Genomic DNA, 14,995 nt, shown 5'->3' with positions numbered 1-14,995 from the left:
ACGATATGCTCCCTTAGCGGTTTAACACATTAACCGGAGATTGGTCGCGTACCCGAAGCGTGCCTTCGGTAATGACCTCATCGCCTTCGTTTAACCCACTAACAATTTGTACCAGCCCGGGACGACGCTCACCAATTACCACTTCGGTTTGATGTGCAACGTTATCTTTAACGACATACACATACTGCTTGTCTTGAACGGGAACCAGCGCCTTTTCCGGCAATACCAAAGTATTCAGCACGCGCTTTTCAACAATTACGGTAAGCAGCATACCTGGGCGTAGACGATTATCTTGGTTGTCTATCGTCGCACGTACCCGAATAGAGCGGCTAATCGGGTCGAGTCGTGTGTCAATGTTAGAGATTTTCCCTGTAAACTCTTCTCCGGGGTAAGCCACCGAGGATGCACTTAATGCCTGCCCTTTAGCCACGCTTGCAAGATGGTTTTCAGCGATACTGAAATCGACCTTAATTAGACTGATGTCATCTAAAGTAGTGATAGTGTCACCAGGTTGCACCAAAGAGCCGATACTGATTTCGCGATTACCTAGTAGTCCACTAAATGGCGCGCGTATCTGCAAGTCATTTAGCTGAGCTAGCGCAATATCTAGCTGAGCTTGTAAGGCTTTAACCCGTGCTTGCTGCTCGTCAAGAAGTTGTTCAGAGGTAGCGTTTGACTGACGCAAGTCAGAAATTCGCGTGAACTGGCGTTTGGCCTCATCAATATTCGCCTTAAGTTCCTCTACCCTGGCGCGTTCTTCCGTATTGTTTAGCTGAACCAGTAACTCGCCTTCGGTGGCTTTATCGCCGTCTTCAAAATTAATTGTTTTTACGGTATCGGTGACTTGTGCGGTAATATTCACCGACTCATTGGCGGTAGCAGTACCTAATGACTCAATAGTAATGGGGAATGCCTGTGATGATACTAAGGCTGTTTTTACCGGCGTCGCCCGCACGCTACTATTACTCGCGCTCTCTTCTTCGGGCATATTCAAATACACTACAACACCTGCAAGTAGTACTACGCCAAGCAACAAAGGCGATAAAGATAATCGTGAAGACATAACCTTTCCTATAGGTAAAAAAGTATCCCATCACGTATTTTTCAAAACGTTTAGGATACTCAAGTACACAAAATCGGCTTACGATTCTTCGCAAGCGCCGCTATACGTTAAGATTGTGTACCGCGTTATTATTTTTATACCAATCCGCATAGATCATTGCCCTCTCAGAAGGCGCTGGCAAGTTTCCTAGCGAAGCGTGGGAAGGCAGGAATGGTGTTCCCTTTCAAATTCCCAGAATGAAGCTAGGAAGCATGCCAGACCTTCCCGAAGGGCGAGTTTAAAATGTCCGTACTCTTTGTTGTGTCACCTTGATGTAGAGCCACTACACCTGCGGTAACACGCCGCGATTCCGAACATTTTAAATCTCGCTGAGTGGGTAATGATCTACGCGGACTGGTATTAGTTGTGTTATTTTTATTTTTGCGTAGAGTCTGTCATTTAATATTGATTATTTTTAAAACAATCACAAACAGCTTCTAGAGTATTTTACCCAAATCGATGGTCATCTTATTTCGCTTATCAGCTATATTCGCTGTTTTAACGCTTTTCGCATGTTCACAGTCTTCACCCAACGCGCCGGTTTGTCGCGTTTCCGATAGGCTTTTATCTCAACAAAACCAAGTCGGAGAAAACAGTCCAGCCCCTTTGATTGCTGCCGCGTGCCTAGTCAAAACAAATAACAAGGTACTGTTAGTAGAACACCGTCTTTCAGGTAAATTGGATTTTCCTGGTGGAGGGTTGCTTGAACATGAGTCGGTCGCCTGTACTGCACACAGAGAAACGTGGGAAGAAACTGGGTTCAATGTTGAAGTTACCCAATATTTATCCACCACACCTAATGGATTGGCTATATTTGGTTGTGATTTAGATGCTGGTATTGAGACCCTTCCAGACGCCTTCGATGCGCCTCCTTGGGCCAAATTAGAGATAAAAAAACTCGTAAAAGCCGACCCCTTTACCCTTGACCACGACGCAATGCGTTTCGCTGACGATCTTATTCCCTTGCGCGATGGCTATACCCAATTCGATATAACGCAGCACTGACAAAGCATTGTTCATTGTTGCGGGTATTGGTAAATTGTCACCATGAAAAGAATAGGAGAAGTGGCTTGTTTTCACTGCCAACCTTAAGCCTTAAAGGCAAAGTATCTGAACAAGAATGGCAAACTCGTGTCGATTTAGCAGCATGCTATCGGTTAGTGGCAGATATGCGATGGGGCGACCTTATTTACACGCATATCTCAGCTAAGGTACCGGGCACTGATCATTACTTGGTTAACGCCTTTGGCCTGACGTTTGACGAGGTTACCGCCTCTAACCTGGTTAAGGTCGATTTAGAGGGTAACATCCTTGACGATACACCTTACGGCATCAACCCCGCTGGCTTCACCATTCACAGTGCTATCCACGAAGTGCGCCACGATGCCCAATGCGTTATTCACCTGCATACACTAGCCACAATCTCAGTCGCATCTGTTAAAGGCGGGCTTAAGCCCTGGAGCCAGTATTCAATGTTTTCGCTACCATCACTTTCTTATCACAGCTACGAAGGTTTAGCCGTTGATGATAGTGAAAAGAAACGTTTGCAGGACGATCTTGGCGACACTAATCACATGCTTTTGCCTAATCACGGCGGTCTAACCCTTGGCCCCACCGTTGGTGACGCCTTTATGCGCTTTTATGATTTGCAGCGTGCGTGCGAAATTCAGCTTGCCCTGATGCAGTCTAATGAAGAGGTTATCGAGATACCGCAAAGCATTATTGATGGCATATACGCACAGGCTAATGTGGTTCACAGCGGCGAAACAGGCGGCCAAAAAGCATGGCCTGCCATGCTTCGCAAAGCTTACAAACTAGACCCGGGCTTCTGCGAATAATTTAGCTTAGCCAGCTAAACGCCAACTTATTTCAAACAGGAATTGTTTATACATTATGAAAGTCACCAAAGTAGAAATTTTTGATATCGAATGCCCTAAGCGCCCTCAGTGGAACCCGGTTTTCGTTCGCGTGTACACCGACGAAGGTATTACCGGTGTGGGCGAAGCAGGACTGGCTTATGATTGGGGTCACAGCGCCGCTGCACACATGATTAAAGAAATTGCCGAAGCCATGCTGATTGGCTTTAATCCTTTTCACACTGAACTGCTGTGGTCGAGAATGCTGCGCGAAGGCTTTTGGGGATTAGGCGGCGGCCCGGTTATTTATGCTGCGATGAGCGCTATTGATACTGCACTTTGGGACATTAAAGGCAAAGCGCTTGGCTTGCCGGTTTACGAATTACTGGGTGGCAAAACTAATGGCAAGCTCCGTAGCTACGCCAGCCAGCTACAGTTTGATTGGGACAAAGAAGTGACCAAGCTTAACGACCCCGCTGACTATGCTCGCGCCACTGAAAAAGCACTTAAAGATGGTTACGATGCGGTTAAAGTTGACCCCATCGTTTACGATAAAGACGGCAACACCCATTTCGACAGAACCAAACTATTCACTAAGCCCGAGCTTAAACTTTTCAAAGCCCGTCTTCAGGCGATTAGAGACACAATGGGCGAAGATGGCGACATCATCTTTGAATGTCACAGCTTATTAGGTGCATCAACGGCTATCCAGCTGGGTGACATCGTTGAAGAAATTGGCTGCCTATACTACGAAGAGCCAGTGAATTACCTTAACTCGAAGCTTCACGACAAAGTAGCAAAGAACGTGAACGTGCCCATTGCCGGCGGTGAGCGCTTGTACCACCGCTGGGATGTACGCCCTTACCTTGAAGACCAATCTATTGATGTACTTCAGCCTGACGTTGGCCTTTGTGGTGGTTTCACCGAAGCGAAAAAGGTGTGTGACTATGCCGACATTTACGATGTACGTATTCAGGCTCACGTTTGCGGAGGCCCTGTAGCGACAGCGGCAAGCCTGCATCTAGAAACGGCCATTCCAAACTTCTTAATTCACGAGCACCATACCTACGCTATTAAAGACTGGAACCGTGAACTTTGCATTCAAGATCCTCAGCCAGTAAACGGCTTCATTGAAGCGCCTGACACACCGGGAATTGGTATCGATCTAAACGATGAGGTGGTTTATCGCTCGCCGCACATGACGGTAACTGCGCTTAAATAAAGCTGAAATCCAACGGGTTTATTGAAGGCAATAAACCCTAGGCTAGTTCAGCAGCTTAAGTAAGCTAGCTTTATGCGATGTCGTACCATCGCTTCGCATTTTCGTGCAGCAGCGCCGCTTTTTGAGTTACAGAAAGCGGCGTTGTCATATCAATGAACCCATGCCAAAGCGCGGCATACGGCATTCGCCACTGACATAGCGGGAAGTTGCTGGCAAACATCATGTGATCTGTGCCAACGGTGTCCAGCAAGGTTTCAAAAACATAAGACGCACGCGGCCACTGCCAACGGCGATCTTGCATTTCTAACCCCGAGAACTTAAACACAACTTGCTCAGCTTCATTCAAGTCGCGAATATTCTGCCGCCATGTTTTAAACGCAAAGCTATTTACATCAATCGGCGCTATTGCGGCATGGTTTATAGCCACTTTTAGCGAGGGTGTTTGTTCTAGTACCGTTAGCAGCGCATGCACAGCATTGCTATCTGTAAGATTTAACTGCGCTTCAAAAGACAAGCCTTGCGACGCCATATGATGAAGCCCCCATTTAACTTTAGGGGTGCGTAAAAGTACTTTAGCATCGTCATCTAATATGTGACGAAGCCCACGTATTGAGTGGTACCGCTTTAGCTTATCGATATGACTGCCGACATTATTTCCTGTTAAATCGATACACCCAACTGAACGGAATGGCAGCGTACAATGACGCTCCAAGAACGCAATTTCACGCCAGGGTCTTTCGTTATCGTAACCCGCTTCAATGTGAACAAAACCGCCTAACTGCCCTAACGACGCGCAATAGAGCATGTGCTCTGTAGTATGTTTTGCAATCGCTTTTTTATCTGGCCAAAAGGGGGCATTGGCTGGTTTCAGCCAACCATAGTGCCCTTCGTTTAAGGCAAAGAAGTGAATATGAGGGTCTATCCAAGTGATTGAAGGCTTGCTCATCTTTGTTTATAAAACCTTGGTTTATGCTATTGCTGATAGGGCATTTCGCGTTGCTTTTCTGTTCAGCTCTTTCTATTGTGCTGTGTAGCCCCCATCCACCGCATACAAGCTACCCGTGATGAACGACGCTTTGTTGCTGCATAGGAAATAAGTCAATTCAGCTACGTCTTCGGGCTGGCCCAAACGTCCAATAGGTTGTGCAGCGGCTTCTTCTGCTACCACTTCATTTTTATCTGCCCCAGAGCGTGCCACGTAATTATCAATAGCGTTATGAAATAGAGGTGTTTCGATAGTACCCGGGCAGACCGCGTTAACGCGGATATTATAGGGTGCGTAGTCAAGCGCGGTGGTTTTCGCCATAGACGCCAATGCACCTTTGCTGACCCCGTAGGCGAACGAATTGCGCTTTCCAATAAAGGACTGATCTGAGCCCATCACCACAATCGCGCCGCTGCCCTGCTCTTTCATGGTTGGCAAGCAAGACTTAATCGCGCCATACGCCCCTTTTACGTTCAAGTTTAGTACCTTATCAAGCAGCGCTTCATCAGTGTCTTCAATGGTTGCTGAAACATGTATACCGGCATTACACACCAATGCGTCTATGCGTTGATAAGAACTAATAACCTCATTCACCGCGGCTTCAATATTACGCACAACACTTACATCACACGGCTTCCAGATAGCATTAGGTAGCGCTTGCTCAAAGTCTCTGATATCTAAATTAATGACTTGATATCCGTTTTGACTAAACAGCTTGCAGACTGCAAAACCGATACCCAAGCTTCCCCCCGTTACAATGCAAACCGGGCTCTGCGCATCATCATTGCTATGTTCAAGGTTTTTCTTCGCGCTTTCTGAATTCATGTTTTTATGTACCGTGTTGCTTGTGCGTATGTGAACGGGTTATTTCAATGTAGGCTAAGCATGCCAGTGAGAATTTGAATTGCAAGCGAGCTTACCACTTGAGTTCACTTTTCTATATTAACATCAATGCGTCAGTCATCATCATCAGAGCCTGTGTGACCTTTACTGCACATTTAAGTCTTGGTAAACCTATGTGTTTCTCTCATATCAGTCCGCATAGATCATTACCCACATCATCCAAATTTATTATTAACTTTCCTTTAACGGACTATTCGGACTACGCTTTTTGTGACTATAATAGACAAAATTAAAACACTTGTTTGAAAAAGGAGTCATCCATGCCTCTGTACCACGCCCCTACGACTGATTTTCAGTTCTTGTTAAAAGACTGGCTTGGACTTGATGCTCACTACGAAAAGCTCGGTATCAGCGACTTTGATAGCGAACTTGCCAACGAAATTATTGCACAGGGTGCAAAGTTTGCTTTGGATGTGGTTGCCCCTCTTAACCGTGAAGGCGATGAAGAAGGCTGTACGCTAAAAGACGGCAGCATTACCACGCCTAAAGGCTTCGCTGATGCCTATCAGGAATATGTTGCTAACGGCTGGAATGCAATGCTAGGTACTGCCGAGTACGACGGGCAAGACTTGCCGTACACCATGGCTGTGCCTGTTCACGAAATGCTAAACGCGGCGAACTTAAGCTGGCGTTTAACCACCATGCTTACTGAAAGCGCAACACTTGCGGTTACTAAACACGCCAGTAAAGAATTAAAAGATATCTACCTTGCTAAGCTAATCAGCGGTGAGTGGACAGGTACCATGAACCTGACCGAACCTCATGCAGGAACAGATTTGAGCTTGCTTAGTACCAAAGCAGAGCCACAAGGCGACGGCAGCTATAAAGTCACCGGAAATAAGATTTTTATTACCGCAGGCGATCACGACTGGAGTTCGAACGTTATTCACCTTGTTCTAGCTCGTCTGCCTGATGCTCCCAAAGGCGTTAAAGGCATCAGCTTATTCTTAGTGCCTAAGTTCCTTCCAGATGCCAGCAATGAGCCTGGCGAGGCGAACAGCTTGTCAGTAGGAAGCATCGAACACAAAATGGGGATCAAAGCGAGCCCGACTTGCGTGATGAATTTTGACGGTGCAACGGGGTACCTTGTAGGTGAAGAAAACCAAGGCCTAGCATGTATGTTCACCATGATGAACGATGCACGCTTCCAAGTAGGGCTACAAGGTTTAGGGGCGGCAGAAGCCTCTTACCAAGGCGCGCTGACCTATGCCCGCGAACGCGTTCAGTCTCGCGCACCTCAGGGAATTCAAAATCCAGAAGGCAAAGCAGACCCGATCGTCTTTCAACCTGACGTAGCGCGTATGTTACTTACGCAGAAATCACTGATTGAAGGCTGCCGTGCACTTTCACTTTTCTATGCCAAGTTTATGGACGTTGAGAAGCTTGGTGAAGGTCAAGAAAAAGAAGATGCCGACAAGATACTTCAGTTTTTAACTCCAATCTGCAAAGCTTTTATGACGGATATGGGCCTTGAGACCACCAGCCTAGGTGTACAAGTATTTGGTGGTCACGGCTTTATTCGTGAATGGGGTATGGAACAACTTATGCGCGACGTGCGCATTGCTATGTTATATGAAGGCACCAACGGTATTCAGGCGCTAGACCTCATTGGTCGTAAGCTTACCCGAGATGGCGGTCAAATGATGGAAGCGACCTATAATGCGTTTAACGCTTTGGTCAGCGACATTCAAGACAGTGAGGCGAAGGGTCTGGCTCAAGGAATTCTTGATGACTGGCGTGCATCTTCAGCCGATTGCTTAGGTATGGATGCCACCACCGCTGCAGCTGCTGCTTGTGATTACTTGGCATACAGTGCCTATTCCTTGATTGGTGTACTATGGTACAGCATGGCCGACAAAGCGCAGGCATCAGGCAATGCGGTACTTGCAGCGTCTAAGATGAAGACACGTGACTTCTATATGGAACGTATCTTAGTACGTCGCGATGCGCACAAAGCCGCTTATAAAGCTGGCCCTGAAAGCACCCTTGCAATATCAGGTAATGAGTTTGATTATCTGTAATTAGCGCATGCTTTACGCCCATAACATATGGGCTTAAAAACTAAAAAAGGTCACATATAGTGACCTTTTTTAGTTTATTAGTTATCGCGCGGTACTAGTTGTTTGCCGCTACCTGTGTCGAAAACGTGTCTGCAAACCAATCATTCAACATGGCTTTTTCGTAGGTTAACGACTCGGTCCTATTGCGGCGGATTGTCGATTCCATAAAGTCCATGTCTTTGAGTTTTACATCTTCGCCGCTTAAAATGACTTGTCCTTCGGCATTGGTCAAAGAATAACTAAACGCCATTCTTGGAATATCGATGCGCTTAATGATACGAACGTCACTCCCACCACCTGTGCCAAACCCGACGAACTGACTAGGCCATACTTGCCCCGCTAAGTCCACATTAGTCACGGTCATAGACAGCACTTGAGATTCAGGTAAATCACTAGCTAACTCAACAATGTGCTGTTCCAGATCTTCTAATGTTCGTTCGCGAAACCGTTTGCGTGACTCATTAGTTGGCTTAACATCGCTATATGTTTCAGGTTCTTCCCAAGTAATCTTTACTTCTGCCGCCTGGGTGGGAGCGAAAACAGCAAGAAGTCCAACCGCAGTGGCACAACCTAAATAAGAAAAAGTACGTAATTTATTCACTTTTATGCTCCTAAATTCAGTCGTTTAAACTATGAGTTAGCAAGACATTTAGAGAAAGCTTAGCATGCAGCAATTGTCGGCTTTTATATCAGCTTAATATTTAACCAACCTTGTTAAAATTGGCTAGTCTCGCTTTGCTACTTGCATAACTGACGACTGTTTAATGATTAGGCATAGTTGAACGCGTTTAGTTCCCGTAAAGTTGGGGTTTATATCGTCCTTTTCACAATAGGTGTGATAAAAACGTTTAACGCTGGCGCTATCAGCGGTGATTTGCTGAACATATGTTTGCTGGTAAGGCTTTAAGGGACTCAGCTGGATATTAATTTTATCTTGTAAACTACGCAGTTCCTCTCGCTCCGGTAAGGTGGCAATTGAAATTAGCCATTCAGAAAGCGAGTTCTGGATATCTTCAAAGAGATACTGAACAAAAGGAGACCGCAGCACAATTACCAAAACAATAATTTCAGCAGCGATGATAAAGAACCTTAACATGACTTCTCAGCTAACTTTGACAGACGTTTACTACAAATAGTGCCAATTTTTTAGCACCTTTCTCACTATGTGCTCAACTACACTTTGCCAATTTACATTTTCACAATGCTCACTGTACACGATTCAAACGGTAATTGACCACATTATTATCGACGATAATAGGGTCATATCGGTTTACCTGTAAATACAGCAAACTATACTCATGTATAGTAGGTAAAGCCTAATCGTCGATGTTGGGCATCAAATGGCATTTGGCCGTTAGATTAATCCTCATTATTCACTTAGCTGTATTTAACTATTTACAAAGTTACATAGACTGAGGAAATCAAAACAAAAAACGACTTACGTTCTGAAGTTTCAGTATTGACTGAAACTTTAAAAAGATACACCATACGCCGCATTATTGATCTACATTAAATATGACGTTTTGAACGCAGTTATACTGCACAGGCAGTTCGTTACGTCACATAAGGTTAAGCTATGAATGAACAAATACCGGTAAAGACCGTTACACCGGTAAAAGTACATAAACCCAAAGGTGGACCTGAGGGTAAACGCCACGACTCTCGTAGCCGTATTTATGTGCGGGCTGTACAAGGCCCTCTGGAGACGTTTAGACGCATGTTTGGCCTTTTCTTTTTGGGCCTCTTTGCCATCATTCCATGGATTCAGTACAACGGGCATCAAGCCGTGCTACTCGATATTGGTGAGCAGCGATTTACTATATTCTCACTAACCTTATGGCCTCAAGATCTCACTTTGTTGGCCTACATTTTTATTGTTTCCGCCTTTGCGCTGTTCTTCGTCACCACTTTCGCTGGTCGAGTGTGGTGTGGATTTATGTGTCCTCAAACAACGTGGGTATACATTTATACGTGGTTCGAAGAGAAATTCGAAGGCCCGCGCAACAAGCGTATAGCGCTAGATGCACGCAAGATGGATGCAGATAAATTTTTGCGTAAAACAGCTAAGCACACCGCTTGGGTATTGGTAGCACTGTTAACGGCTTTAACCTTCGTTGGCTACTTTACGCCAATTGATGAACTGTTTATCGATTTTGTAACATTTAACACCAGCTTCTGGGCAGGTTTATCGGTTATTTTCTTTGCCGTATGTACGTACGGAAACGCTGGCTACATGCGCGAAATCATGTGCACGCACATTTGCCCGTACGCGCGTTTTCAGTCTGCCATGTTCGACAAAGACACGTTTACTGTATCGTACGATGCAAAGCGTGGAGAGCAACGCGGCCCGCGACCACGCAAACTTAGTCACGAGCAAGTAAAAGAAAAAGGGTTAGGCGACTGTATAGACTGCAACCTGTGTGTTCAGGTATGCCCAACCGGTATCGACATTCGAAATGGCTTACAATACGAATGCATCAACTGCGGCGCCTGTGTTGATGCCTGTAACGGTGTTATGGATAAAATGGGTTATCCTAAAGGCCTGATAAGCTTTACCTCTGAAGAAGAACTAGCTGGCGGTAAGACTCATATTTTACGTCCAAAGTTAATTGGTTACTTTGTAGTTTTAGTGGTGATGATAGGCTTGCTGTTTGCCAATATTTGGATGCGCAGCCCCACCGAAGTTGACATTATCCGCGACAGAAACTCGCTATACCGCGAAACGAACGAAGGGCTAATTGAGAACGTTTATACAATAAAAGTACTTAACAAAACTCAACAAACCCAAACCTACTCTATTGCTGTAAAAGGTTTGCCTGACTACAAGTACATTGGTGAGCAAACTGTAACAGTTGAAGGCGGTGCGGTGTATAGCACGCCAATTTCAGTTGCAACTGACGCCTATAATCTGGAAGATACGGTTACCGATATTTTTATCAGTGTAACCACCACTATTGATGGGGAAACGGTTACTGTTGATGAGCCAACCAAGTTCCTTTATCGATGACAGATTTTTCATTCTCTGGGCTTAGCCCAGACACCATATTAGATGCCCTGGAAAGTCAGGGCATTTTTCTTCAAAGCGGTTTGCTAGCACTAAATAGTTATGAAAACCGCGTCTATCAGTTTTTGGCTGAAGACGGTCAGCGCTATGTAGCAAAATTCTATCGCCCAGGTCGATGGACCGACGCTCAAATTCTTGAAGAACACGCGTTTGCTGCAGAGTTAACCGAAAACGAAATTCCATTGGCTGCGCCCATTTCTCTCAATGGCAGCACGCTGCATCATCACACCGTGGCGGAAACTGACTATCGATTTGCGTTATTTCCTTCGGTGGGCGGTAGACAATTCGAAAATGACAACCTTGATCAACTCGAATGGATGGGACGTTTCATTGGCCGTATTCACCGCGTGGCTCATGCTAAAGGGTTTGCACATCGTCCCTCGATTGATATTGAAAGTTACCTCGATGAACCGAAGCAGGTGCTTACGCAAAGCACACTGCTGCCAGAGCATCTAAAGACTGCATTTTTTGCCATACTTAACCCCGTTATTGATGCCACGAAAAAAGCGTATAAGCCAACATCAAGTATTCGGCTTCACGGTGACTGCCACCCAGGCAATATACTGTGGCGCGATGGCCCTACCTTCGTTGATTTAGATGATTGCCGCATGGGCCCTGCTATCCAAGATTTGTGGATGATGCTAAGCGGCGACCGCCAACAACAACTATTGCAGCTCGATACTTTGGTTGAAGCATACGAGGAGTTTCACCCGTTTGACACTGCACAATTGCCACTTATTGAGCCCCTCCGCGCTATGCGAATGGTGCATTACATGGCATGGCTTTCACGACGCTGGGAAGACCCTGCTTTTCCGCGGGCATTTCCTTGGTTTGCTGAAGACAAATACTGGGAAGGCCAAATACTTGCTCTGAAAGAACAGCTATCGGCCCTTCAAGAGCCTCCATTGAAATTAGGATATTGAGCCAGCCCCTTTACTGCTGAAAAAACGCTTTTTCGATGACCGTTACCGATAATCTTATGGCGGTTACGAAAAAGCGTAAGGTATAAGAAACCGTATTCGCTATCACTTTTTAACTTAGATATAATCGACAGTGTGTAGGTGCTCTTGTCTAGCTCCGTATTATACCAGTCCGCATAGATAATTACCCACTCAGCGAGAGTTAAAATGTTCGCATTTTAAACTCGCCCTTCGGGAAGGTCTGGCAAGCTTCCTAGCTGCATTCTGGGAATTTGAAAGGGAACAGCCATTCCTGCATTCCCACGCTTTGCTATGAAGCTTGCCAGCGCCTTCTGAGTGGGCAATGATCTATGCGGATTGGTATTAACTACGGCGACAAGGGTTAAACGGGAAATCAGTGAAAAACTGATGCTGCCCCCGCAACGGTAAACTCAACGCGTTGTCGTTTTCTTTTCATACGCCACTGTCTTTTATGCGTTACGTATTAAACGCCATTAGATGGGAAGGCAAAAGAGCTATTACATTTGTAGTAATGGTGAGTAAGCCCGGATACCGGCCTGTACTTCATGGTGTCGTTTGCTTGCTCACATCCATAATTAAGCAAAAACGCGCACTTTCCCTAATCATGTGCTCGGGTGGAGCGCATCAAAGACAACATAAAAACCATGCGTACACATTTTACTAAAGCAGCCCTTAGCGCTGCAGTTATTTCGTGCTTAAGCACACCTGCCTTTGCTCAAACTTCTGACCAAGATATTGAAACCTTAACAGTAACAGGCACGCGTTTGCCTATTTCGTTAACCAAACTTCCTGGTTCAGTATCGGTGCTAACTGAAAGCGACATTAAAGCTTCGGGCGCACTTCAACTTACCGATCTAATTCGCGGCCTACCTGGCGTTAGCTTGTCTCAGTCAGGCAGTCCTGGTGGCTTAACAGAGCTGCGCGTGCGCGGCGGTGAAACCAACCATCTACTTGTTTTAATTGACGGCGTTGTTGCCAACGACGTAGGCCAAGGAAGCCTGGTTGACCTTGCTCACTTAACTAGCGCAAACGTGGTGCGCATAGAACTTCTTCGAGGCCCGCAGAGCGCAAGATGGGGCAGCGGCGCTATCGGTGGTGTATTGAGCATTACTACGAAATCAGGCCAGTTTGCCGATAATGCGTCACACGTAGACTTCTCTGCTGGCGTTGGCACACAAGGTACGTTGCAGGGCAGCATGAACGCGCGCTCGCAAAGCGATAACGTAGGTATTTCTGCATACGCCAGCTACATACGTACCGACGGTGACAACGTATCTCGTGTTGGTAACGAAGATGATGGCTACGACAACATGACCGCTGGCATTAATATTAATTATGCCGCAACGTCGGAGCATACGTTAATAGCTAACCTTCGCACGGTTCAGTACGAGAACGATTACGACGGCACTGATTTTGTGACGACAGGCCTTCCTGCTGACTCAGATAACGTGACGGATGGTTCACAAATTAGCGCGAAATTGAGATGGGAATTTGCTCCGGAAAATACAGGTTATCGCTCAGCGCTAAGTGCGCATTATCGCAAAGACGATAACGATAACACCGAGTCAGGTGCAGACACTGGCGGTACCACTGGTGAGCGCATAGAGTTAAACTGGACAGGTTTCTATACCATGGATAACTGGGATTTTGCTGGCGGTGTTGAATACCTACAGCGCCTTTTTACCCAGCGCGGCCCAATTGCATTTGGCGATCCGAACCAGAAGCAGCACGACAATACTTCTAGCGTATTTGCCGAGACAAATGGCCAGCTAACCGAGTCGCTAACCGCAACACTAAGCGCACGATTCGACAACAACAGTGAGTTCGACAATGCCGTAAGTTATCGCGGCGGCCTCACATGGCAACTTAACGATTACTACGCTGTTTTTACCAGCTATGGTAAAGCTGTTAAAACACCCACCTTCACCGAGCGCTTTGGCTACTTCCCTGCAAGCTTCATCGGCAACCCAAACTTAGAACCTGAAACCAGTGAAGAATGGGAAATAGGCGTTAAGGCAAACTGGAAATCACTGTCTGCACAAATCAGCGCATACACTACCGACCTTGAAGATGAAATCAATGGCTTCGTATTTGTGTCAGATTTGGGGGCATATAGTGCCGATAATATCGACGGTGAAAGCTCGCGAGAAGGTATTGATCTAGAACTTAACTGGGACAGTGGCTATGGTGATTTTACCGCAGCGTATAGTTATCTAGATGCGGAACAAACCGATAATGGTATAACAACCACTGAACTGCGTCGTGCCCGTCACCAAGGCTCATTAACCTACAACACTGACTTTGGAACGGAGAAGTTCAGCTTCTACACCAAGCTAGCTTACACAGGGAGTCATTACGACACCTTCTTCCCTCCTTTCCCTGAACCGTCTCAGACTCTGGCGCTGTCAGCCTATACGCTTGCAACCGTTAATTTAGGCTATCAAATAGATAAGCAGTGGCAGGTCTCGTTGAAGGTCGACAATGTATTTGATACTGATTATGAAGACATTGTAGGTTATGCAGGCCAAGAGCGTCGCGCTCTACTTTCAGTTAACTACAGCATGTAAGTGATGTAACGTTAATGAACCTTCTGTTGAGCGTTGCTTAAAGGCAAAACTCAACGTGAAATCAACAAACAATAAAGGGCTATACATGGTTATAGCCCTTTTTCTTTGAGTTTCTGTTAGGGCCTGATGATTCAGACTCTGTTCATCATGCGTATATAAAATACTGCATTTACCTAAACCTTGAATCGCGTTTTTTAGTGAGCTTGTCGCGTAGTAAGGCATTGAAGTAGAACAGGTCCTAGTTAAGCGAACAAGCCTGTGATAATCTCGGTATCGATAATAGTTTTTTGAACAT

General features: G+C 45.9%; 12 protein-coding genes and 1 riboswitch. Of the genes, 7 read left to right on the top strand and 5 right to left on the bottom strand.

The features are described 5' to 3' along the window. Positions 1–13: 13 nt before the first annotated feature. Positions 14–1,063 (bottom strand): efflux RND transporter periplasmic adaptor subunit, encoded by a 1,050-nt coding sequence (locus MHN02_RS05375; RefSeq protein WP_014975679.1) that lies wholly within the window; start codon positions 1,061–1,063, stop codon positions 14–16. A 498-nt stretch (positions 1,064–1,561) separates the two neighbouring features. Between MHN02_RS05375 and MHN02_RS05370 the strand changes: the two genes are divergently transcribed. From MHN02_RS05370 to MHN02_RS05360, 3 genes are all read left to right on the top strand, one after another. Continuing rightward, positions 1,562–2,107 carry an NUDIX domain-containing protein gene (locus tag MHN02_RS05370; protein ID WP_014975678.1) on the top strand — a complete coding sequence of 182 codons (546 nt, stop codon included), beginning with the start codon at positions 1,562–1,564 and terminating at the stop codon, positions 2,105–2,107. 65 nt (positions 2,108–2,172) lie between these two features. Beyond that, positions 2,173–2,940 (top strand): class II aldolase/adducin family protein, encoded by a 768-nt coding sequence (locus MHN02_RS05365; RefSeq protein ID WP_014948258.1) that lies wholly within the window; start codon positions 2,173–2,175, stop codon positions 2,938–2,940. A gap of 55 nt (positions 2,941–2,995) precedes the next feature. Beyond that, complete coding sequence (locus MHN02_RS05360) at positions 2,996–4,180, top strand: mandelate racemase/muconate lactonizing enzyme family protein (RefSeq protein ID WP_014975676.1); 1,185 nt, start codon at positions 2,996–2,998, stop codon at positions 4,178–4,180. 70 nt (positions 4,181–4,250) lie between these two features. Here the strand turns inward: MHN02_RS05360 and MHN02_RS05355 are convergent, their stop codons facing one another. Then, positions 4,251–5,126 (bottom strand): amidohydrolase family protein, encoded by an 876-nt coding sequence (locus MHN02_RS05355; protein WP_239244940.1) that lies wholly within the window; start codon positions 5,124–5,126, stop codon positions 4,251–4,253. Between the two features lie 72 nt (positions 5,127–5,198). Further along, complete coding sequence (locus MHN02_RS05350) at positions 5,199–5,990, bottom strand: SDR family oxidoreductase (protein ID WP_171337520.1); 792 nt, start codon at positions 5,988–5,990, stop codon at positions 5,199–5,201. Between the two features lie 338 nt (positions 5,991–6,328). On the opposite strand from MHN02_RS05350, the gene MHN02_RS05345 reads away from it, so the two are divergent. Continuing rightward, complete coding sequence (locus MHN02_RS05345; protein WP_039224500.1) at positions 6,329–8,089, top strand: acyl-CoA dehydrogenase family protein; 1,761 nt, start codon at positions 6,329–6,331, stop codon at positions 8,087–8,089. A 94-nt stretch (positions 8,090–8,183) separates the two neighbouring features. Here MHN02_RS05345 and MHN02_RS05340 read toward each other — a convergent pair whose 3' ends face one another. Together MHN02_RS05340 and MHN02_RS05335 are read right to left on the bottom strand one after the other, a co-directional pair. Then, entirely contained in the window at positions 8,184–8,729 is a 546-nt protein-coding gene (locus MHN02_RS05340; protein ID WP_014978309.1) for a DUF3016 domain-containing protein, read from the bottom strand. Positions 8,730–8,852: 123 nt separating this feature from the next. Further along, entirely contained in the window at positions 8,853–9,224 is a 372-nt protein-coding gene (locus tag MHN02_RS05335; RefSeq protein WP_239244937.1) for a hypothetical protein, read from the bottom strand. Between the two features lie 480 nt (positions 9,225–9,704). Here MHN02_RS05335 and ccoG point away from each other — a divergent pair, with 480 nt between their 5' ends. The 3 genes from ccoG to MHN02_RS05320 all read left to right on the top strand — a co-directional run bounded on the left by ccoG (position 9,705) and on the right by MHN02_RS05320 (position 14,700). Continuing rightward, complete coding sequence (gene ccoG, locus MHN02_RS05330) at positions 9,705–11,135, top strand: cytochrome c oxidase accessory protein CcoG (RefSeq protein ID WP_014975671.1); 1,431 nt, start codon at positions 9,705–9,707, stop codon at positions 11,133–11,135. Further along, a complete protein-coding gene (locus tag MHN02_RS05325) occupies positions 11,132–12,115 on the top strand; it encodes a serine/threonine protein kinase (protein WP_239244934.1) in 984 nt (327 codons plus the stop codon). The genes ccoG and MHN02_RS05325 overlap by 4 nt, the downstream gene beginning before the upstream one ends. A gap of 338 nt (positions 12,116–12,453) precedes the next feature. After that, a riboswitch (cobalamin riboswitch) is annotated at positions 12,454–12,688 on the top strand. Between the two features lie 89 nt (positions 12,689–12,777). Continuing rightward, entirely contained in the window at positions 12,778–14,700 is a 1,923-nt protein-coding gene (locus tag MHN02_RS05320) for a TonB-dependent receptor (RefSeq protein ID WP_239244932.1), read from the top strand. The last annotated feature ends 295 nt before the right edge of the window (positions 14,701–14,995 follow it).

Source organism: Alteromonas sp. CNT1-28 (assembly GCF_022348345.1).
Classification (GTDB): Bacteria; Pseudomonadota; Gammaproteobacteria; order Enterobacterales; family Alteromonadaceae; genus Alteromonas; species Alteromonas macleodii.
This window is presented reverse-complemented; position numbering and strand designations above follow the sequence as displayed.